Annotated in this window: 16 protein-coding genes and 1 pseudogene; 5 read left to right on the plus strand and 12 right to left on the minus strand. The window is 45.7% G+C overall.

The annotated features are described in order from the left end of the window. Positions 1 to 199: 199 nt before the first annotated feature. The 6 genes and pseudogenes from G7035_RS05575 to G7035_RS05600 all read right to left on the minus strand — a co-directional run bounded on the left by G7035_RS05575 (position 200) and on the right by G7035_RS05600 (position 9,560). Positions 200 to 1,879 carry an ABC transporter substrate-binding protein gene (locus G7035_RS05575; protein WP_017428012.1) on the minus strand — a complete coding sequence of 560 codons (1,680 nt, stop codon included), beginning with the start codon at positions 1,877 to 1,879 and terminating at the stop codon, positions 200 to 202. A gap of 42 nt (positions 1,880 to 1,921) precedes the next feature. Next, positions 1,922 to 2,860 (minus strand): carbohydrate ABC transporter permease, encoded by a 939-nt coding sequence (locus G7035_RS05580; RefSeq protein ID WP_016819521.1) that lies wholly within the window; start codon positions 2,858 to 2,860, stop codon positions 1,922 to 1,924. Between the two features lie 14 nt (positions 2,861 to 2,874). Then, a complete protein-coding gene (locus G7035_RS05585; protein WP_016819520.1) occupies positions 2,875 to 3,831 on the minus strand; it encodes an ABC transporter permease in 957 nt (318 codons plus the stop codon). Positions 3,832 to 3,917: 86 nt separating this feature from the next. After that, on the minus strand, positions 3,918 to 5,468 hold the full coding sequence (locus G7035_RS05590; RefSeq protein WP_016819519.1) for a response regulator transcription factor: 1,551 nt from the start codon (positions 5,466 to 5,468) through the stop codon (positions 3,918 to 3,920). Further along, positions 5,465 to 7,246, minus strand: coding sequence for a cache domain-containing sensor histidine kinase (locus G7035_RS05595; protein ID WP_019686033.1), 1,782 nt, complete (start codon positions 7,244 to 7,246; stop codon positions 5,465 to 5,467). The genes G7035_RS05590 and G7035_RS05595 overlap by 4 nt, the downstream gene beginning before the upstream one ends. A 131-nt stretch (positions 7,247 to 7,377) precedes the next feature. Continuing rightward, positions 7,378 to 9,560 (minus strand): annotated as a pseudogene (locus G7035_RS05600) (alpha-galactosidase). 239 nt (positions 9,561 to 9,799) lie between these two features. Here G7035_RS05600 and G7035_RS05605 point away from each other — a divergent pair. Beyond that, positions 9,800 to 10,639 carry an AraC family transcriptional regulator gene (locus G7035_RS05605; protein ID WP_019686031.1) on the plus strand — a complete coding sequence of 280 codons (840 nt, stop codon included), beginning with the start codon at positions 9,800 to 9,802 and terminating at the stop codon, positions 10,637 to 10,639. Between the two features lie 67 nt (positions 10,640 to 10,706). Here the strand turns inward: G7035_RS05605 and G7035_RS05610 are convergent, their stop codons facing one another. The 3 genes from G7035_RS05610 to G7035_RS05620 are packed head-to-tail and all read right to left on the minus strand — an operon-like array spanning position 10,707 to position 12,855. After that, positions 10,707 to 11,588, minus strand: coding sequence for a MetQ/NlpA family ABC transporter substrate-binding protein (locus G7035_RS05610; RefSeq protein WP_019686030.1), 882 nt, complete (start codon positions 11,586 to 11,588; stop codon positions 10,707 to 10,709). A 29-nt stretch (positions 11,589 to 11,617) separates the two neighbouring features. Next, entirely contained in the window at positions 11,618 to 12,388 is a 771-nt protein-coding gene (locus tag G7035_RS05615) for an SDR family NAD(P)-dependent oxidoreductase (protein ID WP_019686029.1), read from the minus strand. Positions 12,389 to 12,393: 5 nt separating this feature from the next. Next, positions 12,394 to 12,855, minus strand: coding sequence for an S-ribosylhomocysteine lyase (locus tag G7035_RS05620; protein ID WP_013369209.1), 462 nt, complete (start codon positions 12,853 to 12,855; stop codon positions 12,394 to 12,396). Between the two features lie 277 nt (positions 12,856 to 13,132). Between G7035_RS05620 and G7035_RS05625 the strand changes: the two genes are divergently transcribed. Continuing rightward, positions 13,133 to 13,933, plus strand: a complete 801-nt coding sequence (locus G7035_RS05625) for a GTP pyrophosphokinase (RefSeq protein ID WP_016819513.1) — start codon at positions 13,133 to 13,135, stop codon at positions 13,931 to 13,933. Positions 13,934 to 14,089: 156 nt separating this feature from the next. On the opposite strand, the gene thrS is transcribed toward G7035_RS05625, so the two are convergent. Continuing rightward, on the minus strand, positions 14,090 to 16,003 hold the full coding sequence (gene thrS / locus G7035_RS05630; RefSeq protein WP_019686028.1) for a threonine--tRNA ligase: 1,914 nt from the start codon (positions 16,001 to 16,003) through the stop codon (positions 14,090 to 14,092). A 412-nt stretch (positions 16,004 to 16,415) separates the two neighbouring features. Here thrS and G7035_RS05635 point away from each other — a divergent pair, with 412 nt between their 5' ends. Continuing rightward, on the plus strand, positions 16,416 to 16,973 hold the full coding sequence (locus G7035_RS05635) for a DUF3995 domain-containing protein (protein WP_230877410.1): 558 nt from the start codon (positions 16,416 to 16,418) through the stop codon (positions 16,971 to 16,973). Positions 16,974 to 16,987: 14 nt separating this feature from the next. Here the strand turns inward: G7035_RS05635 and G7035_RS05640 are convergent, their stop codons facing one another. Next, a complete protein-coding gene (locus G7035_RS05640) occupies positions 16,988 to 18,211 on the minus strand; it encodes an MFS transporter (RefSeq protein ID WP_019686026.1) in 1,224 nt (407 codons plus the stop codon). 190 nt (positions 18,212 to 18,401) lie between these two features. Here G7035_RS05640 and G7035_RS05645 point away from each other — a divergent pair, with 190 nt between their 5' ends. After that, entirely contained in the window at positions 18,402 to 18,980 is a 579-nt protein-coding gene (locus G7035_RS05645) for a TetR/AcrR family transcriptional regulator (RefSeq protein WP_017428022.1), read from the plus strand. A 170-nt stretch (positions 18,981 to 19,150) separates the two neighbouring features. Here G7035_RS05645 and G7035_RS05650 read toward each other — a convergent pair whose 3' ends face one another. Further along, positions 19,151 to 19,573, minus strand: coding sequence for a MarR family winged helix-turn-helix transcriptional regulator (locus G7035_RS05650; RefSeq protein WP_017428023.1), 423 nt, complete (start codon positions 19,571 to 19,573; stop codon positions 19,151 to 19,153). Between the two features lie 164 nt (positions 19,574 to 19,737). On the opposite strand from G7035_RS05650, the gene G7035_RS05655 reads away from it, so the two are divergent. Then, on the plus strand, positions 19,738 to 21,207 hold the full coding sequence (locus G7035_RS05655) for an MFS transporter (protein ID WP_019686025.1): 1,470 nt from the start codon (positions 19,738 to 19,740) through the stop codon (positions 21,205 to 21,207). The last annotated feature ends 41 nt before the right edge of the window (positions 21,208 to 21,248 follow it).

Consider the following 21,248-nt stretch of genomic DNA (forward strand, 5'->3'; position numbering starts at 1 on the left):
TATACCGTCCCGTCAGCGTCATGAAGTAACGAAGTAGTCTACTTTAAACAAACAGCGGCCACCTCTAAAAATAACCGGGGTAGCCGCTGTTTGTTTGTGCCTTGAGCAAAAGTCGTCTATGGCAAACCATTATGAAAAAAGGACCGTCTCCTTTCCGGCAGGAAAGTGGAAACGGTCCCGTTCTTTTATGTGAATCAAGTTAGTTAGTGGACCACAGCTTAATTCGGTCTTGGATATGCTTGGTAAAAGATTCTTCCATTTCTTGTACTCCGGCTTTCTCCAGTTCTGCCATATAGGCATCCCAAACCTTGTCGAAGTTTTCCGGCTTGGTCATGACAGCTTCGGGAATTCGTTTCCATGTAATATCCTTCATCTTGGCTCCGAGAATAACAGCCGGATCGTCATTGGGAAGAGGCATCGTGTAAGCTGCTCCGTATGCTCTCGGTTGGAATTCATCTTCCTTCGGGAATAGATCCTTCCAGTGCTCAATCTTATAGCCCTTCAGAACTTCCTTCTCCGACTTGTTATAAGTCGCCGTCAGCAGTTCCGGATAACTACGAGTAAAATAGTTGCCAGTTGAGTCCTTGATGCCATCACCATAATGGACCATCAAGTTCCAATATAGACCGATTCCGGACTCTTTTTGGAAAGCCGCATTGTCATTGTTCATCCGTTCAAGTACAGCCGGAATAATCGTCCGTTTGCCGTCTTTAACCGTGTAATGCTTGCCTTCAATTCCCCAGTTATTCAGGACTTGACCCTCTTCCGATGCCAGAAAATCGAGGAACTTAATAGCGCGTACCGGGTCCTTGCACTTGCTTGAGATCGAAATTCCGTATCCCCCATCAAAACCAGGCAGCCAGAAGTTGGTATCCTTGTACTCCTTGCTCATGGTGACTGGGTAATGACCGTAAGTCTGGTCGAATTTGCCTTCCGCCTTCAGTGCATTTTGTCCATCGCCATAGTCCCATTCTGGATCGGCTAGACCCAGTACGCGGCCAGAAGCCACTTTTGCCTTAAACTGATCGGTCTTCTGCACGAAGCTTTCCGAATCAAGCAATCCAATGGCATTCATGTGATTTAACCAACGGAAATATTCCTTTTCTTCCGGTCGGCGGAAATGATAAGTCGCTTGGTGAGTTTTTTGATCAATGTAGTATTCGCCGTCGTCTGGTCCCCCGGTCGTTTGGAAGCCTGAGTTGGTTACCTGGTACATATGCCAATCGTCGGCATTTAGGGACAGTCCGATATTTTTGTTGCCATTTTCGTCCGTCGGATGCTTGGTTATATAGTCCTTAATGACTTTTTCGAAATCCTGTACTGTACGAATGTCCGGGAATCCCGCTTCCTTGACGACACGGTGCTGGAGTTTAAATCCTACGTCGGGTTTGATTTTTTCTTCTTCGACAGCGGACCAGGTCGGAATAACATAGATGGATTGGTCATCTAAACTGTACTTCGCCCGAACAAGCTTGTCTCCTAGCATTTTTTTGATGTTTGGTGCATGCTTATCGATCAAATCCGTCAAATCAATGATTGCGCCAGCATCGACAAGTTTGCCGACATCCGCCTTAGCAGCGATTAAATCAGGATAGTTTCCTGTGGCTGCAATCAAGGAAATCTTTTGGACCGGGTCACCGACAGCGAATTCAGCATCTAGAGTTACTCCGGTTTTTTCCGCGATGACCTTGCCGACTTCATCCTTCATATTATTCCAATTCGTGCTGGAGTCTTCCGAAAAATAAGTAAGCGTGATGTCCCCTGTAGTTACGGCCTTGGTAGCCTCAGACGGATTATTACCGCTGCACCCTGCTAGGGTAGCCACTAAAGTCAGTGACATTACGAAAGATACGATCATTCTGTTTTTTCTTGACTTCATGGAGCGAACCCTCCCTGTATAATGAATGTTTGCTGCTTCGTTTTAGCTTTTTACCGCTCCAAGCGTCATACCTTTAACAAAATATTTTTGTAAAAAAGGATAGACGATAAGAATCGGCACGGTAACAATGATGGTAATTGCCATTTTAACCGATTCCGGGGATACCTGTGCCATACGCTCCGCCATATTAGCAGCGTCCTGGGAATTGGTTGCGCTTGTTGTCGTACTTTGCAAAATTTTCATCAATTCATATTGCAGGGTCGTCAACGATTCATTGGACCCATTAAACAGATAAGTATCGAACCAAGAGTTCCATTGCCCAACCGCCAAGAAGAGCGCTACGGTCGCTAATGCTGGTTTGCAAAGAGGAAGTATAACGCGCCAGTAGATTGTGAAATCGTTGGCACCATCCAGCTTGGCTGATTCCTGTAACGCATAAGGCAGGCCGTCAATGAAGGAACGAATAATGAAGACGTTAAACGCACTTACAAGACCTGGTAAAATATAGACGGCAAATGTATCAATTAAATGCAGTTCCTTCATCAGGATAAAACCTGGAATTAACCCCCCGGAAACATACATAGTGACAGCAAGAAAGATGGAGATGAACCTTCTAGCTTGAAAATCACTTCGGGCAAGTGTATAGGCAAGCATCGAGCCGCTGACCAAACCCGCTACGGTGCCAATGATGGTCCGCAGAAAGGAGATCTTGAATCCAGTGATTAACCCCTCATAGGTGAAAATCAAATCGTAATTCTTCAACGTAAATTGCCTTGGCCAGATGGTGATTCCCCCTCTAATGGTGTCTACCGAATCGTTAAAAGAGATAGCCAGCACATTTAAGAACGGGTAGATCGTCAGAACGGTGACCACAATCATGAAAAGATAAACAACTACCCCCAGGATTCGGTCTTGTGGTGATTTCGCCTGAAGCTTGTTGTTTAATCCGCCGACCGGCGTAGTGCTTTTGACAGCCTCCATGTCCATTCTCCTCCTTACATAATGCTCTCGTTGGTATAGCGCTTAAAGATTCCGTTAGCCGCAAACAATAGGACTAGGCTGATCACCGAATTGAAAATATTAATGGCCGTTCCGAAAGAGTAACGTCCCATCGCCAGACCATAATTAAGCGCATACAAATCAAGTACTTCAGAGTAATCGATGACCAGGTGATTGCCCAGCAGAAATTGTTTCTCGAATCCCGTACCGAGCAGATGGCCAATAGACATAATCAGGAGAATGATAATGGTCGGCCGGATTCCCGGCAGCGTAATGTGCCACATTTGCTGGAATCGGCTAGCGCCGTCCACCCGCGCAGCCTCGTATAATTCAGGACCAATACCGGCGATGGCAGCCAGATAAATAATGGCGTTCCAACCCGTTTCCTTCCAGATGTCTCCGAAAGTTACAACCCACCAAAATAATTTACCTTGGGCCATAAACTGGACTGGCTGATCGATGATGCCTAGACCCATGAGCATATCGTTTACGACACCGCCATCCGCTGAAAGCATTTTGGTGACGATGCCTGCAGCAACCACCCATGAAACAAAGTGTGGCAGATAAGATACGGTCTGAACAAATCGTTTTATCACTTGTATGCGGACCTCGTTGAGCAATAGAGCAAAGACAACCGGTACAATAAAACCAGCGACCAGTCCCATAAGACTCATAGCCAACGTGTTCCGCAGTACTTGGTAGAAATGATCATCTTGGAACAAAGTACGAAAATGCTCCAAGCCCACCCACTTCTGTTCAAAAAAACTCAAACCGGGTCTGTATTTCTGAAATGCCATTGTCCAGCCCCATAGCGGCAAATACTGAAAGACGAAGACCCAAATAACAAACGGAATAGACATGTAGTAAAGATACCTTTGGCTTTTAAATACCTTCCAAGCATTCCTCTTCGGTTTTTTGTATACGTTTTCCGAATTTGCTGTTACCGCTTTCATTTTCTCATCCCCTCTCTTAAAATCCATCATAAAACAGAGGAGAGTCAGAGCCCAGATAACGGATTTCGGGAAAAATCATCCACAAATTATGGATTTCTATATTCCGACGGTGAACAGCCTTCGTACCTTTTGAATTTGCTATAAAAGTAGTTGACGCTTGTGTAGCCGACGCTTTCAGCGACTTCGTAAACTTTCATTCCCTGGTCCAGCAACTCCTTTGCCTTGTGGATACGGACTCTGTCCAGATAGGTGTTAAAGTACTCCCCTGTCTTGTTCTTAAAGAGCTGGCCCAAATAGGCGGTACTGTAGTTTAGTAGTCCGGCTAACGCTTCCAGCCTCAGGTTGTCTGCATAATGCTTGTGAATAAAGTCGATCATTTTTTTGAACTCCTGCTCCTTTCCACGAGGTTCGGAGTCTTTCGCCAAAGCTAGCAGGAAACGGTAGGTCTCTTCCAAAAGGTCATCTAGGTGTTCATGCTGGTATATCCCATTCAAAAAACGGGAAACTTCCTCCGTCTCTTTCAACTCGATACAGAACCCCGCGGTCAGCTTGTGAATGATCGCATTGGATAGAAAGAAGAATGACTCTTTGATCGACTTTTCATCTTGCCCCTGTTGGAGAAAAAATGCTGCCACCTCGTTCAACAATGGTAGTATGACATTCTGGTTTCCTACTTCCAGACTGTAATACAGGCGGAAGATGAATTCCTCCATCGTTTCTTCAGCTTTATCGACAGACAATCCGGGGGAAGCCAGCGAAGGAGAAAAGAAAGGATACGGATCTAGCAGTCGGTTCTTCTCGCTGAAAAAGGATCGTTTTACCGCTTCCTGGGCCTTTAAAAAAGATTTGCAAATATCTTCGGGAGCAGTTACTCCCCCTCCGGTTGCAGCGGCGAACCGGACCTTATCCGCAGCGTTACGAATCTCGTTGTACAGAGTTTCGCGTCGTTGTCTTCCACGCAGCGGCTCGTTGAGCAAAAGGACCGTATACGGCGGGATTACTGTGACAAGCCCCATCATCTGCCCCTCGATCGTTGCCTTCAATCCATTCGAAAGCTGGTATGCGACATCGGAACGGTCCACTTCGGAAACGCGCGGATACACGACCACAACTTCGTAGTGGGTCCACAACAAGTCTGCTTCTACTGCCTTACTTCTCAACTTGGTGGGATCTTCCGTCTTCTCTTGAGAGACGAGCAGGCTGTGCAGGTATAAATCCCGATTTATAACCTCCTTCTTACGCCACTCCCGTTGAAGGCGCTCCTCTTCGATCCGCTCGCGTACCTGCTTTAAACTGGCCGACATTTCAACAATGTCCACCGGTTTAAGGAGATAGCCGCACACCCCGTATTTGATCGCTTGTTTGGCATACTCGAAGTCGGCATATCCACTGAGGATCATAAAATGTAAATGATGACCGTCAGATCTCAAGTGCTCAATCAACTGTAAGCCATCCATAACCGGCATGCGGATATCGACGATTACGACATCGGGGGACTTTTCCTGGATGACTTCCAATGCTTCTTTTCCATTGGCTGCCGTAGCTGTAACGGTAAACCCAAGACTCTCCCATGGAATCAGAGTTTGAAGGCCTTGACGAAGCTTCGGCTCATCGTCAACGATAACTACCTTAATCATTTGGATTCACCCCCAGGTATGAAAAACTGAATACAAGTGCCTTTCCCCGGCTGGCTCTCAATGCTTAAGGCACTAGAGGTCCCATACAATAAGACAAGACGATCGTTTACATTTCGCAATCCAATTCGCTGGACCTCCTGCTCATGTACGGATGCAGCAAGCTCTTCTCGTACAAGGGCGAGACGATCACCTGTGAAACCGGCGCCGTTGTCACATACCATAACTCGGACCCCTTCTGGGATTTCCTTTACTTTCACTTCAATGACAGCTCCTTCTGCTTGATTATCCAGACCATGTACAATAGAATTTTCCACCAATGGTTGGATAATCAGAGGTGGAACCAACATTTCCTCCAAATCCGGATCAACCGTTAAGCGATACTCCAAACGCTCTTCATACCGGAACTTTTGAAGATCAAGATAACAGCACACCCGCTCAAGCTCTTTACGCAGCGGAATCTTGTCGTTACCGGCCTCCAGACTGCTGCGTAACAACGCGCTCAACTGCCATACTGCTTTGGCGATATCGTCCTGTTTGCGAATGTGGGCTTCCATTCTGATGGACTCCAAAGAATTGAAGAGAAAATGCGGATTAATCTGGCTTGCCAGCATTTTGAACTTGATCTCGTTTTGTCTTTGCTCCACCAGACTTTTCTGACGATTCGTTTCTTGAACCTCCTGGACCAAATGGTTTACGTTATTGACGAGCGCGTTAAATTCTCTCGATAGTAGACCAACTTCATCTTTTCCGTCGATATGGAGATAGGTTTGCCATGAGCCCGCCCCTACTTGGGTCATATGCTTGCTCAAGCGGAGAATCCTTCTGGATAATAGCGAAGCAGAAGCATAGATAAGTAAGGCTGCAAATATCAGGCTGGCCGTGATCACGACTCCACCGAGCCATATCACTTGATTAGCATCTCGGGTAATCTCGGAAACGGAAAAAACGGAAATAATGCGAAGTCCATTCCAGCTGTTCTGTGGCGTTAGATTTGCGATCACCACTTTTGACGCTTTTCCATTAATGAGTGTGTTGTAACTTCCTTCCTGTTGGTAAAGTATATTCTCGTCGACATGAATTTCAGATAGATTCTTCCCGAACAACTCTGCTTCATTGGACGCGACGATCTGATTCCGGTTATCCACGATCAAGGTAGGGAACGACTCCTGATCCAGGATTGAATTTAATTGGCGCTTACTAACATTGATGACCAAAACCCCTTTTTGCCCTAGTGAATTCACTGCGAATGAACGAATCAGGCTGAGATAATCGGCATCGTCCCTCTCATCCTTGATTAAGTTCCAGCCAGCCAATCCTTTCTGCTCTATAGCCTCCTTGTACCAATCTGCGGTTGTGATTCTTTCGTCCGGCTGAATAAATTCCCAGTTGTTCAATGCTCCAGGATTAGAGACATAGACTCGGATGCCGGATATCTCTTTGTACAATTGGAGGTAGTCACGAATACCTGTATACTCCCGGTAAGCCTGAATGACTTCAATGTAGCTGTCATACTTCTGGCTAGCCACCATTTTCATCCGGTTATCATTGGTTAGCCGATACGAGATGTCCAGTGGTACTTTAATCAATTCTTCTGTACGATTTCGGACCCGCTCGACATTGTTGGATACTTGCATAAAAGCGTCCCTAATGACGGCCTCTCGGAGCTTTCCCGTCAGAAACAAGCCACATAACAGCAAGGGAAGAACAGCTACCGAAATGAATGTAAGTGTCATCTTCTTCCTTAGTTTCATATCATTCATCATTCGTATAAAAAACATGGCTTGCCCTCCCCGATCAGTACGGCTGCTGCGCGCAAAATGCCCCTTTTCATATAAAAAGGGGCATGCATAACTCAATCAATTGTTTTCTATCTTTCGCCATTTGTACTGTTGTACTGATCCTTTAAGCCCTAAGCCTTGCTGGACCTTATGGCCCGAAGCCTGAACCATCCACTTTCATAGTCTTTCTGTCTGTAGACAAGAGGGAGGCCCAACTTCATAAGCCTATCCCCCCATGGATAGACTTTTCCCCGCTATTTCCAGACTGAACTTCATATTCGAGTTCTGGATTCAGTCCGTCAAGGCGCAGGGCTCGCCAAGGTGCATTCGGAACAGCCATCACTTGGAAATAGTAGACGATGGCATCCTCTTGGTCTTCGGAAACAAACATCCAAGCCGACTCGTTATTTTCAAACGGACTCTTTAGGCGATACAAGTCACCCTTCTGTACTAAGCCACGAATCTGCTTGTATGCTGTGACTTGACGTTTAACCGTCTCTTTTTCCTCATCGGTGAATTTCGTGAGATCAAGCTCATATCCAAAATTTCCAGACATGGCAACATCACCTCGAAAATCAAGGGGCGTTATGCGTCCAACTTGATGGTTCGGAACGGCCGACACATGGGCTCCGATGGCGCTTACAGGATAGACAAGGCTAGTTCCATATTGAATCTTCAGGCGTTCCACCGCATCGGTATTATCACTAGTCCAGACTTGAGGCATGTAGTAAAGCATGCCTGGATCAAAACGTCCTCCACCACTTGAGCAACTCTCAAAAAGAATATGCGGAAATTCGGTGGTGACGCGCTCTAACAGCTCATACAATCCAAGAACATAGCGATGGGCAGTCTCGGATTGGCGTTCCGGCGGCAGATCAGCGGAACCAATTTCCGTCAGGCACCGATTCATATCCCACTTCACGTAAGAGACTGGAGCACTGGAGAAAATGGCAGCCAGCGAATCGTAGATGTAATCGCGCACTTCCTTGCGAGTATAGTCCAGTACCAACTGCCATCTGGCTTCGCTACGTCGCCGTCCTGGAACGTGAAGACACCAGTCTGGATGCTTGCGGTACAATTCGCTGTCTGGAGAGATCATTTCCGGCTCGAACCAGAGTCCGAATTTAAGCCCCAGCTGATTGATACGTTTGGCAACATCGGCCAGTCCGTCTGGCAGCTTCCGGCGATCTTCGTACCAATCACCGAGAGACGAATTGTCAGAATCCCGTTTTCCGAACCAACCGTCATCCAGGACAAAGAGTTCGATGCCTAGCTCAGCCCCCTCTTTCGCTATCGATACCAACTTATCCGCATCGAAGTCAAAATAGGTAGCTTCCCAGTTATTGACCAGAATAGGGCGTTCTTCATCCCTATATGTCCCTCGGCAAAGCCGAGTCCGATACAAGCGATGATATGTACGCGACATTTCTCCCAGTCCTTGACCGGAATAAACCATAACGGCTTCTGGCGTTTGGAAGCTCTCCCCTGGATTCAGTAACCATGAAAAGTCAAACGAGTTTACGCCAATGCTAAACCGTGTAGAGCCAAATGAATCTAATTCTGCTCCCGCCTCAAAGCCTCCGCTGTACACAAGGCTAAAGCCGAATGCCTCACCCTGGCTTTCCGTGGTCTCCTGCGTGACTAATGCAGTAAAAGGATTAAGCTGATGGCTGCTCATGCCTCTTTTACTATCAATTCGGGTTTCGCCTTGAAGAATCGGTTTGCGGGTAATATTCCCTTCCCGAGCCCATGCTCCCGAAAGATACATGAACTCTAAATCGCTTTTCCCCGCGAAATCGACACTGGCGCTTAGTGCACGGAGGAGCCGAAGATTTTGTCCCCCCGCATTACTCAAACGAGCCGAACGAGCGATTACATTTCGATCCGCGAAGACGGTGTAAAGAAGAACCACTTTAAGACCTGAAAAGGCATCCTTTAATTCCAGTTCCAACGTATCCGCTTCGGCTTCATTCTCGGTATAAACGGCCGGAAGCCCGGGTAAAGATGGCTTTCCCTTAATGATCCGGTAACCATCGTACTTTAACTCCGTGATGCGTGTTCCATCCTCAAGCTCTACTTGATACGCCGGTGTACGGAAGTCTCCACTCCCATACTGCGGGTATTCTTGCGGCAGCCGATCTAATCCAGCCGTCGCGGGAGTGTGAAGCAATAGATCAGCCATGGGTTCGCGGTGCTTCAACCTGTCTCCCCAGTATACATGCACAGGAAATCCATCGACAATCTGAATAATATAACTCATGCCCGACGACTGCAAATGAAACAGCCCCGGTTGCTCTTGAACAATGATACCCATTGGGAAAATAACCCCTCTCTTAGATAATAATCATCGGAGATCCACACCTAAAATGGCACTTAGAACAACCCTTTTGTAACAGCCATCAACTAAGTCCATATGGTGTAAAGCTTGATAAGATTCAATGATATAGCAATAGGTTCTATAGAAATCATATATTAATTTTAGATATGAAGTACATGGCATGGTACTCACTATTTATGTTATAATGCTTGATAATTTACATAAGGAGATATACCGTGATTGAGTATTTGCCACGTAGTAAACAGCACTCTGAATTGTATCTAACTCAGTTTGGCATAGAGGAATGCATACCCGGTCACTTTTTTGGACCTGCTATAAGAGATCACTATCTGCTCCATTATATTTTGGACGGGGAGGGTACCTTCGAGGTCGGTGGGTTCAGTTATCGCTTACGGAAAGGACAATGGTTCCTAATCTGCCCGCAAGTCATCACTTATTATCAAGCCGATGTAGTGAATCCTTGGTCTTATTGCTGGTTTGGTTTTAACGGGTCACTGGCAGAAACACTCCTCAAGCAGGCAGGCCTGACGATGATGTCCCCAATCCTCTACTTTGAAGGAGAGCATTTGATTTATCAGTATTTGCAACAAATGAACGAATCAAGTGGGTATCATAAAGCTCGGGAAACCAGATTGGCCGGGCTGCTTTACTCAATGTTATCGGAGCTAATTGAGTTCAGTCCGGCAACGTTCTCTGGACAAAAGGAAGGTCGGGCGGAAATTTACGTTGAAAAAGTGAAGGATTTTATCGAAATGAATTATGCTCAGAAAATTACCATTGAGCATATTGCAAATTTTATCGGACTCAATCGGAGTTATTTATGTTCGTTATTTAAACAACGAGTAAGCACAAGCATTCAGGACTATCTGATTCGCTACAGGATCAACAAAGCTTGTGAAATGATGGGTAACGCTGAACTTTCGATAGGCGATATTTCCCGTTCAGTCGGCTATAATGACCCTTTACTCTTCTCAAAAATTTTTAAAAAGGTAAAGGGATTCTCTCCCAAACATTATCGAGCCGAAACCCATGCTCAAATGCAAAACGACTACTGAAATTACCAGTAGAAGCCTCTAACGAATAAAAGAGGTCAACCAGAAAACTGGCTGACCTCTTTTATGTTTATTTTGCAGTTTGTCCTTCCAAATAAGAAACAGGTTCTTTAACCTCTACTTTGGTACCGCCAAATTCATCCTTAATGTACTTTTGAGTATCCTCGTTATGATAGAGATCCGCTAATTTTTGTAGTCCCTTATCGTTTGCCTTATCCGCTGAAGTTACCAGAACGTTAATATTGTTCTTTGTCGCCTGACTGATCTCTTCGTGGAACAAGGAATCCTTCAGTACGTTCAGACCGCCTTCTAAAGCAATCGTGTTCCCGATCAACACCAAGCCTACATCTTGAATCACGCGCGGACCTGTTTTGTCGTCGATGAGTTCAAATTTCAAGTTTTTTGGGTTACTCGTAATATCATTGACTGTACCTAAAGCATCATTAAAGTCAGCTTTAAGTTTAATCAAACCGGATGCTTCCAACAGCTTCAAACCTCTTGCTGTATTCGCCGGATTGTCCGCCAAAGCCACCAACGCTCCGTCGGTCACTTCATCAATACTTTTGAACTTTTGCGAATAAATCCCCATCGGCTCCAGATAGGTGGTGGCTATCGCCTTCAAATCGGCTTTGCTCTCTTTGTTATAGCTCACCAGATACGCCCACGATTGGAATGCATTCACGTCCACATCGCCTTGTCTAGTCGCATTGTTCGTTTCGATTCCACCGTTAATTTCCTTTACTTCAATATCCAGCTTGGCATCCTTGGCGGCCTGGGATTGAGCAATATGCTTCCAAATCTGCGCGTCAGACCCCATGGAGCCAATGACTACCTTTTGCGTTTCCGCACCGGAAGCGGAGCTGGAGCCATTACTGTCTGTACTTTTATTGCCGCATCCTGCAGCTACGAGTAATAAACTAATCCCTAATAGTAAAACGAACGATTTCTTCATGTTGTTTTCCCCCAGATCATGCTAGTATGCTAGTGCATCGTCATTCCACCTGTAACATTAATCGCTTGTCCTGTCATATATGCGGAGAGCGGACTTGCCAAAAACAGCACCACATTGGCGACATCCTCTACCTCGGCGGTTCTCCCCAATGGTACCTGCGAACAATCTTCTTCATATATCTCCTGGGCGGACATTCCGCGAATGACGCCCCCTTCAATCCGCTCACGATGCTTCATCGGCGTTTCTACGATACCTGGACAAACCGCATTCACCAAAATTTGATGCGGAGCAAGCTCAATGGCCATCACCTTGGTCAAGCCGAGAACCGCATGTTTGGATGCACAATATCCGCCCATAGCCCGATATCCATTTTTTCCAGCCTGTGAAGCAATTTGGATAATTCGCCCCGGTTTACGCGCGTCCACCATTTCCTTGGCAAACCGTTTGGACGCTACATATAGCCCGGTTGAATTGATTGAAAATACTTTCTCCCAATCAGCCAACTCACTATCAATGACATAATCCATCGTAGAAGTACCTGCGCAGTTCACCAATATGTCAGGAACTCCCGTTTCGCTGATTAGCAGATTGCACCATCTTTCGATATCATCCGGCTTGGATATGTCCAATTGAGTTTCAACCAACTGTGAATTGACCACTCTATACGGTTCTTCATATGAAATATCAGCAGAAATCACCTTAGCTCCACTTTGAATGAAAAGCTCTACAATCCCCTTGCCTATACCCGACTTACCGCCTGTCACTACTGCTGTCTGATGAGATAGGTCTATTGAAATCATAGATTTTAAAATACTCTTTTGAAAGGATCGCGGCTAATGCCAGCCTCCAACACAATCTTCACATATTCCTGCGCAGAGAAAAGAGAATGGTCCTTATAGTTCCCGCATTCCAAAGCAGTAACAGCCGGGACTTCTGTCGTTTCCAGAATTCTTTTCAACGTTTTTTCCAAAGCAAGTGCAATTTCCTCAGGCTCGTGTTCATTCCATAAAATCAAGTAGAATCCCGTTCTGCAGCCCATAGGAGAAATATCAATAATTCCCTTGATTTCGTCTCTCAGATACGTCGCCAATAAATGCTCCAGCGTATGTACAGCAGCTGTTGGCAATGCGTCTTCATTCGGTTGTAGAAATCTCAAGTCATACTTTTGTACCGTGCTTCCTTTTTCATCATGCTCTACTCCCGCTGCTCTTACATAAGGAGCCTTTACAATCGTGTGGTCTAATTGAAAGCTTTCTACTTTTGCCATTTTGCTCATCCTCATTTTCTGTAATTTATATTTTTGATCTAATAACGACTACTCAACATTTGTGCTATTTTCGAAAAAATTTAATGCTTTAAATCAGCATTTTTGCAATTATACATCGGATTACTCGGTTTTACCACTATAATTATTATTTTATTTCTTATTTCTTTGTCCGTCTCTCCTTTGCCTGTACGTTTTGACATAGTGTACAATATATACGGTAATCCATTTTTACGAAATAGATCGAGGACATCGTAAGCCTCATTTAGGAGAATGCTCTGTGAATGAACCGGATTGGAAGCACTTGAATGCTGTCCCTTTGCCCTTGCAGGAATTTCAGCTACAGCTGGACCAGAACAGTGTTGACGCCAAGCAACTAGAGGAATGGAGAAAGATTCCCGTCCTTTATCAACTCGCTCTGGAGGAGTTAAAGAATAAAATTAAGCTGATCCAGACGGAATGGAAACTGATAGATGGTTTTAGCCCGATTGAGCACATTAAAACCCGGATCAAAGAACCCCACAGCATTGTGGAAAAGGTTCGGCGCAAAGGGCATGAGGTCACCCTGGACAATATATTGCGTGAAATTCATGATATCGCAGGCATGCGCGTGGTATGTGCTTTTGTCAAAGATATCTATCGTCTGATGGATCACCTCCGCACACGGGAAGACATTCGGATTCTAGAGGTCAAGGACTATATTGCCCATCCTAAGCCCAACGGCTATCAGAGCCTACATGTCATTGTGGAGATTCCATTGATTCTGTTTGAGGGCACACGCTGGATTAAGGTCGAAATTCAATTGCGCACATTGGCTATGGATTTCTGGGCCAGTATGGAGCATATTTTGTACTATAAGTTTGATAAGAAAGTGCCCGAACACGTGGTTAACGGGTTGACCGAAGCTGCACGTGCAACCTACGAACTGGATCAGAAAATGCTCAAATTGCGTGGCGAAATTTTATCGCTTAGCGAGGAACAGGATGTGGAAGAGGCCTCGGTCAAACGAGCCGAGGAGTCAGCTTTGAAGGCACTTTCCCTCCCCGCAGATCACGCCACTTCTCGGTCGCAGACGTGCTAGGCATACAGGCACAGGATAACTAAAGCATTCAATCGAGGCTGTTCCCTCTCTCGTGCTGGAGCTTAGGAACTTATGTATGATGTATAAATAAAGAGCCGTCAAAACCACTATGATCATGGTTTTGACGGCTCTTTTGCACATTTTTCTAATCAAATATTACTGCTTCTCGTGAATCTCTGTGCTGATTTTCTCTACGATGTCCGCAATACTGAATGATCCCAGATCGCCTTCGCCGCGTTTGCGCACGGCTACAGTACCGGTTGTTTTTTCATTTTCTCCGATAACGAACATGTATGGAACCTTCTCCAATTGCGCTTCACGGATTTTATAACCAAGCTTCTCATTCCGAGTATCCACTTCGACGCGCAGACCCGCTTTCAGCAACGCTTCCTGCACCTCATTGGCAGTCTCGATATAGTTCTCGGATACAGGCAACAGCTTCGCATGAACAGGAGCCAACCACAATGGGAATGCACCTGTAAAATGCTCAGTCAGAATGCCCATGAAGCGGTCAATCGAACCGTAGATGGCACGGTGAATAACGACTGGACGGTGCTTCTGGTTATCCTCGCCCACATAAGTGAGGTCGAACTTCTCAGGCATTTGGAAGTCCAATTGGATTGTTCCGCACTGCCAGCTGCGTTTGAGCGCATCGAGAATGTGGAAGTCAATTTTTGGACCATAAAATGCTCCATCTCCCGCATTAATACGGTAGTTCATGCCCAGATGTTCCAGTACGTTTTGCAAAGCTTGTTCCGCTTGATCCCACAGCGCTGGTTCGCCCATAAAGTCGTCCGGACGTGTGGACAATTCCACTGTGAATTCAAAGCCAAACACACTGTACATTTCGTTAATCAGCTTGATTACGTCTGTAATCTCTTTTTCAATCTGTTCTGGTGTCACGAAAATATGCGCATCATCCTGACAGAATGTACGAACACGCATCATACCGTTCAACGCACCGGACAGCTCATGACGATGCACTTGTCCAAATTCGGATATACGAATCGGCAGATCGCGGTAAGAATGAAGTTCATTTTTAAACACAAGCATATGCCCCGGGCAGTTCATCGGTTTCAGAGCAAATGTAGTTTCATCTACTTCGGAGAAGTACATGTTTTCTTTGTAATGGTCATAGTGTCCTGATTGTTCCCACAGACGGTTGTTCATCATCAGCGGTGTACGTACTTCCTCATAGCCATGCAAACGTTGAATGTCACGGGAGTAATCTTCCAGCGCAGTACGGACAACCATACCTTTAGGCAGGTAGAACGGCATGCCCGGTGCTTCTTCGGAGAACATGAACAGTTCCAGTTCTTTACCCAGCTTGCGATGGTCGCGTTTTTTCGCTTCCTCCAGCAAGTGCAGATGCTCATCCAGTTGCGCTTTCTTCGGGAATGCTGTTCCGTAGATACGTTGCAGCATCTTGTTGTTGGAATCGCCTCTCCAGTATGCGCCCGCTACACTTAACAGTTTAAACGCTTTGATACGGCCAGTTGATGGCAAATGCGGACCACGACACAGGTCAAAAAATTCGCCTTGATCATAAATCGTAATTTCCGCTTCTTCCGGCAAATCACGGATCAGTTCCAGCTTCAATGGATCTTCCAGTTCACCAAAAATGCGAGTGGCTTCCTCACGGCTGACCACACGACGTGTAATCGGCAGATTTTCCTGCGCGATCTTCGTCATTTCCTTTTCGATCTTCGCCAGATCGTCAACGGACAATGGGTTTTCGATATCAATGTCATAGTAGAAGCCGCTGTCGATGACCGGACCAATACCCAGCTTCACGTTTTTCTCACCGTAAATGCGTTTGAGCGCCTGTGCCAGCAAATGCGCTGTACTGTGACGATAAATTTCCAGACCATCTGTACTGTCCAGCGTAATAATTTCAAGGTCAACGTTCTGATCCAAAACGGTGTTCAGATCTACAGCCTTCCCGTTCACTTTACCTGCTACTGCATTCTTTTTCAGACCGGAGCTGATCGAACCCGCCACGTCGGCGATGGATACACCCTGCTCGTACTCGCGTACGGCTCCATCCGGCAATTTCACTTGAATACTCACGATTAAAGCCTCCATTTCAAATTGTGTGCTATATCAAAATTGAACGCAAAAAAACGCCTCTCTCCCTCAAGGGACGAGTGCGTTCAGCTCGTGGTTCCACCCTAGTTCGGCTCGCTGCTGTACGTACATTCATGTTCATCGGAACATGCTCATGCACGACCTGCGTGGCCCTCCATTGGTATCCGTTAACGGGGATAAATCGGTGGGCGCTTACTGATGTCACTGCCAGCTTGCACAGTTACACGTTCAACGTCACAGCTACAAAGGGGTAACTTCACATGCGGTTGCCGGAAAAGCTCTCAGCCTCGTCTTTTCTCTCTGAACGGCCCTTCAAGGAAATCATGTCTTTGGTCAATGCCTTGAATATTACTATATGCTACAGCATTATAGATCAAATTCGCAGGTATTTCAAGTGGACGTTTATGTAACTTTACAGAAGAACAATGTTATTGCCGCGTCCATCATTCATGCGGCAGCAGATGAACGGATCAGAGAGGTGCTAACCCAGATGTTCGGCAAGACAAAACGGGGAGATTTTATGTTTTATCTGCGCAAGCTGTCATTGAAGGATGATAGTTACCGAGCCTTACTCGATGAAGTTGAACAGATGAGAATGGAGTTTATGAAAGAGATTTTAATCCAGAAGGGAATGCAGCAAACAGTTTTGCTCTTTAAACCCTCCAAAATAGGGACATCAATTGTTGCCTTTTTACTAGCTTTAGCCGCTTGGTTCGTCCTGCAGCTAGGGGGAGTTGCACCATTTCGGTTTTTTCATTCCTTCTATTCCTACGGTGCAGGCTTGTTGTCGAGCTTATTTATTTTACGTTCAATAGGAGATTTCAAATGGGTGGGGTTCTTCAAGAGAAAAAAAGGAACTGTTTTTGCAAAATGGGACACCGTGCTCTACTCGCCCCTTTGTTTTCTCTTGGGAACAGCCATTTTAATGATCATGCTTTTGCGTACGGCATAGCCTAAAGATGATCTTTACCCGTTTTGTTTCTTTCGTACGTCTCCACTCGTTTCTTTCTCAGTGAAAAAGTACAGTAAAGCCAGCACAGGCAAGATGACTCCAATCAGAGCACTTAAATTCCAACCACCTAATGCGTAAGACCAACCACCTAATGATGATCCAATCGCTCCACCTATGAAAAAGATAGACATGAATAATCCGTTCAGACGCCCTCTCGCTTCACTTCCCAAGGAGTAAATAACACGCTGTCCAAGCACAAGATTTCCCGATACAGCCATATCCAGTGTAATCGCTGAAATAAAGAGAAGTATGAGCGCAACCGTCGAATGACTTTGAAAAATATAGATGACCAAAAAGGACAAGGCGGCAATGACCATAGCTAGCCCGGTTAATACTTTGCTCCAGCCTTTGTCAGCCAATCTCCCGGCAATCGGAGCAGCTATTGCGCCGCCTACACCTACTAAAGCAAACAGTGCAATCCCTTGCTGAGACATGCCGAAATCATCCGCCAAGCGTAGAGGAACAACCGTCCAAAACAGGCTGAAGGCACCAAATAAGCAGGCTTGATATAGGGCACGCCGGCGCAATGCAGGCGTTTGTTTGAACAGAATACCTAGTGAGAAAATCAGTTTACTGTAAGATACCGTAGGCACAGGCTTGCGCTCCGGAAGTGCTTTCGACAGGAGAATCGTCAACAACGTCAACACAATGGCTGACATAATAAATACGGCTTGCCATCCCCAGATGCTGGTTATGAAGCTTGCCAATGGACGTGCGAACATAATCCCTAGCAGGAGTCCGCTCATAACATTCCCTACAACCCGGCCGCGCTGCTCTTCGGATGCTAAATAGGTAGCATACGGCACCAGTATTTGGGCAACTACAGATCCAACTCCAATGAACAAGGATGCAGTAAGGAACAACGTGGCATTGGGAGCGAAGGCAGCAACGAGCAATGCACAGACTGTAATGATGAGCGATACGATCATTAGACGTCGATTTTCAATAATGTCACTAATCGGTACGATAAACAGCAATCCCACAACATAACCGATTTGAGTTAAGGTGACAATGAAGCCCGCTGTTGTGGAAGAAAGACCCAGCGCCACATGAATAGGCCCTACCAGAGTTTGAGCATAGTAAAGGTTGGCAACAATAAGGCCACATGCTGCTGCCAACAGAAACATCATCCAATTTGAAATACGGTTACCTTCTACGGCTTGTTGTTCTCTTTGCATGATAATCCTCCTCAAGAATTTAAATACTGAACGTATAGTTCGTTAATTCGATAATCAAATAATATACTGAACGTTTCGTTTTGTAAATAGGCAAATTCAAATTTTTATTCTTACCCGATATTTGATATACTGAACGTATAGTTTACTTTTCTATGTTTTCTTATATCTATGTAAGAAGGTGAGCATTCCAGTGCAGAGTAAAAGAGGACGTCCGCGTAATGTTGAGTCGCAAAAATCTATCCTTACCGCTTCTTATGAACTACTGTTGGAGCAAGGATTTGGGGCTGTTACGGTAGAAAAAATTGCTGAGCGAGCGAAAGTGAGCAAAGCCACCATTTATAAATGGTGGCCTAACAAAGCTGCCGTAGTAATGGATGGTTTCTTGTCAGCTACCATGGCAAGATTGCCCGTACCCGACACAGGTCGTGTATTGGACGATATTCTTATTCATGCTACGAATTTAGTACGGTTTCTAACCAGTCGAGAAGGTAAAATCATTACGGAGTTAATTGGTGAAGGGCAACTTGATCCAGGATTAGCAGAGGCATACCGAACACGATATTTCCATCCTCGAAGACTTGAAGCCAGGCATCTAATTGAGCGGGGAATTGAGCGCGGGGAATTGAAGGAGCATCTCGATGTTGAATTATGTATCGATCTCATTTATGGGCCGATTTTTTATCGATTGCTGGTAACTGGTTATCCATTAGACGATGCCTATGTGCGACAATTAGTCATGAATGCGTTTGAAGGGATTAGCTTGGACTGAATTGCGAATGCCATATAAGTGGCGACCGTTCTCCCGTGCAATAAACCCTCAGACTGCACCAAGCAGCCACCACTGGGTATTCTCTGTGATAGCTGCTTTTTTCTTTTTTCCTTTTTCTTTTTTTCCTTTTTCTTTTACCCGCCGATCCTCTATGCTAACTCCTGATTTATTTATTCGTCAGGATCTGTACTAATCTTTTGCAGTAAGTCGATTAGAAGGTCCTCTTCCTCTTCGGATAAATTGCGGGCAAGACCGGCATTGAGCTCGTCCAATATCCCTTGTAAGACAGGAGCGAATTCTAACGCCTTGGCCGTAGGAGACACAAGTTGGGAACGACGATCATTGGGGTCCGTTTTACGTTCAATGTAGCCTGATTCCTCTAATTGTTTTACAGAGCGCGTCGTGGTTGCCTTGTCAAATTTAAGTTCATTCGTCAGCTGCTCCTGTGTAATGCCCGGCCGCTGCAAAATCAGCTTTAGGAAACTGTGTTGTCCCCCACTGCCGATTCCATAAGGAGCCAGTTTTTTGGACAGTATTTTTTGATTTCGACGGTACAGGTGGGAAATTAGCTTTCCAATCGGTTTTTTTCTCATCAAATACACCTCATTGGCTTGAAAATGGCAATCCCCAGCTGGGACCAAAACAAAGTTTACAATACTATTGTTGCGCACGCAACTAATTTGCTGTACACTAGAACCGTTCATTTAGTTGCGTATGCAACTAAAGAGGAACTGTCAACGATAAAGAGGTGTTAATGATGAGTTCAACTGCTACAACTGCTGCAACCTATCAAGAGAATATCGAAGTTCAGAAGAAACGTTGGATGATTTTGATTGTTTTAAATCTGTTTACGTTTATGTCCACCTTGGATGGAAGTATTGTTAATATTGCTCTTCCTGTGTTGTCTCGCACGTTACATTTACCTGTGGCACAGATTGAATGGGTGACAACCGCCTATTTAATGGCGATATGTACCGCTATTTTATTTTTTGGCAAGCTAGGGGATATGGTCGGTAAAATCAAAATATTCAAAATCGGCACCATCATATTCATTCTTGGCTCCCTATTGTGCGGTCTTAGCTCTTCACTCTCCCTATTGCTGATCTCGCGCATCATTCAGGCAATTGGAGCATCCATGACCATGGCGAACAGCCAAGGGATCGTAACAGATATCTTCCCGTCTACTGAACGGGGCAAAGCGCTTGGCCTCATCGGAACCTTCGTTTCTTTGGGTAGTATCGCCGGGCCGAGCTTGGGCGGTATTATTGTCTCCTCGCTGGGTTGGCAATACATTTTCTGGGTCAATGTACCGATAGGCCTGATCGCTGTCTTTCTGGGCTGGAGGCTTCTGCCTAAGGATCTGATCAAGGTGAAGGATAAGATCGACGTTCCTGGCAGCCTGGTGTTTGCTATTTTTATTCTCACTTTATTCGTCGGATTGTTGCTGGGACAGCAGGTCGGGTATGGAGACGCACGCATTATTGCTTCGCTGGTGGTGGCCGTAGTTGCTTTTGCCACATTTATTCGATTGGAATTTCGTCGTCCACAGCCGCTGTTACAGCTCACATTATTCAAAAATCCATTGTTTTCACTTAGTATTTTGTGCGCTTTTCTGGTGTTCGTCGCTAACTTCTGCTTTAACATCATATCGCCTTTCTATGCACAGAATATGCTGAACTTGTCGCCTTTTTATGCCGGATTTTTGCTGATGCTGTTCCCCATCTCTATGGTTATCGTAGCCCCGCTCAGCGGTGCGCTGTCCGATAAAATCGGATCTGAACTACTCACCTTCGCCGGGCTGGTCGTTATGGTCGTTGCCCAAATTGGATTAGCGGAGCTGCATGCAGGTAGCTCCATCCCGCTCGTCGGTCTGTGGATTGCCATGCTGGGTATTGGCAGTGGTTTATTCCAATCGCCGAACAATTCGCTGATTATGTCCAAGGTACCCCGTACACAGCTTGGCTCAGCCGGAAGTGTTAATTCACTGGTGCGCAACGTCGGGATGGTTGTAGGGATCACGCTGGCCACAACCATTCTCTTTTATATTATGAGTAAAGAGGCTGGTTATCGGGTCACTGGATTGGTGCCAGGTCACCCTGAAATTTTTCTGTCAGGCATGCATGTAGTCTTTATGACATCTGCTTCCATCTGTCTTGTAGCGGCATTGTTAACAGGCTGGAGGCTGATCGGGGCTAGACGGGCAAGAGTGCAGCAAGAAAAGAGATAGGATCATCAGGAAGCCAAACAGGCTATTGTAATAAGGATTAC

Origin of the sequence: Paenibacillus polymyxa, assembly GCF_015710975.1 — a bacterium.
GTDB lineage: Bacteria > Bacillota > Bacilli > Paenibacillales > Paenibacillaceae > Paenibacillus > Paenibacillus polymyxa.

Bases quoted from the DNA above. Each gene is read 5' to 3' on its own strand.
- G7035_RS05575 (WP_017428012.1), bottom strand. From the start codon at position 1,879: ATGAAGTCAAGAAAAAACAGAATGATCGTATCTTTCGTAATGTCACTG.
- G7035_RS05580 (WP_016819521.1), bottom strand. From the start codon at position 2,860: ATGGAGGCTGTCAAAAGCACTACGCCGGTCGGCGGATTAAACAACAAG.
- G7035_RS05585 (WP_016819520.1), bottom strand. From the start codon at position 3,831: ATGAAAGCGGTAACAGCAAATTCGGAAAACGTATACAAAAAACCGAAG.
- G7035_RS05590 (WP_016819519.1), bottom strand. From the start codon at position 5,468: ATGATTAAGGTAGTTATCGTTGACGATGAGCCGAAGCTTCGTCAAGGC.
- G7035_RS05595 (WP_019686033.1), bottom strand. From the start codon at position 7,246: ATGTTTTTTATACGAATGATGAATGATATGAAACTAAGGAAGAAGATG.
- G7035_RS05610 (WP_019686030.1), bottom strand. From the start codon at position 11,588: ATGAAGAAATCGTTCGTTTTACTATTAGGGATTAGTTTATTACTCGTA.
- G7035_RS05615 (WP_019686029.1), bottom strand. From the start codon at position 12,388: ATGATTTCAATAGACCTATCTCATCAGACAGCAGTAGTGACAGGCGGT.
- G7035_RS05620 (WP_013369209.1), bottom strand. From the start codon at position 12,855: ATGGCAAAAGTAGAAAGCTTTCAATTAGACCACACGATTGTAAAGGCT.
- G7035_RS05640 (WP_019686026.1), bottom strand. From the start codon at position 18,211: ATGCAAAGAGAACAACAAGCCGTAGAAGGTAACCGTATTTCAAATTGG.
- G7035_RS05650 (WP_017428023.1), bottom strand. From the start codon at position 19,573: ATGAGAAAAAAACCGATTGGAAAGCTAATTTCCCACCTGTACCGTCGA.
- G7035_RS05655 (WP_019686025.1), top strand. From the start codon at position 19,738: ATGAGTTCAACTGCTACAACTGCTGCAACCTATCAAGAGAATATCGAA.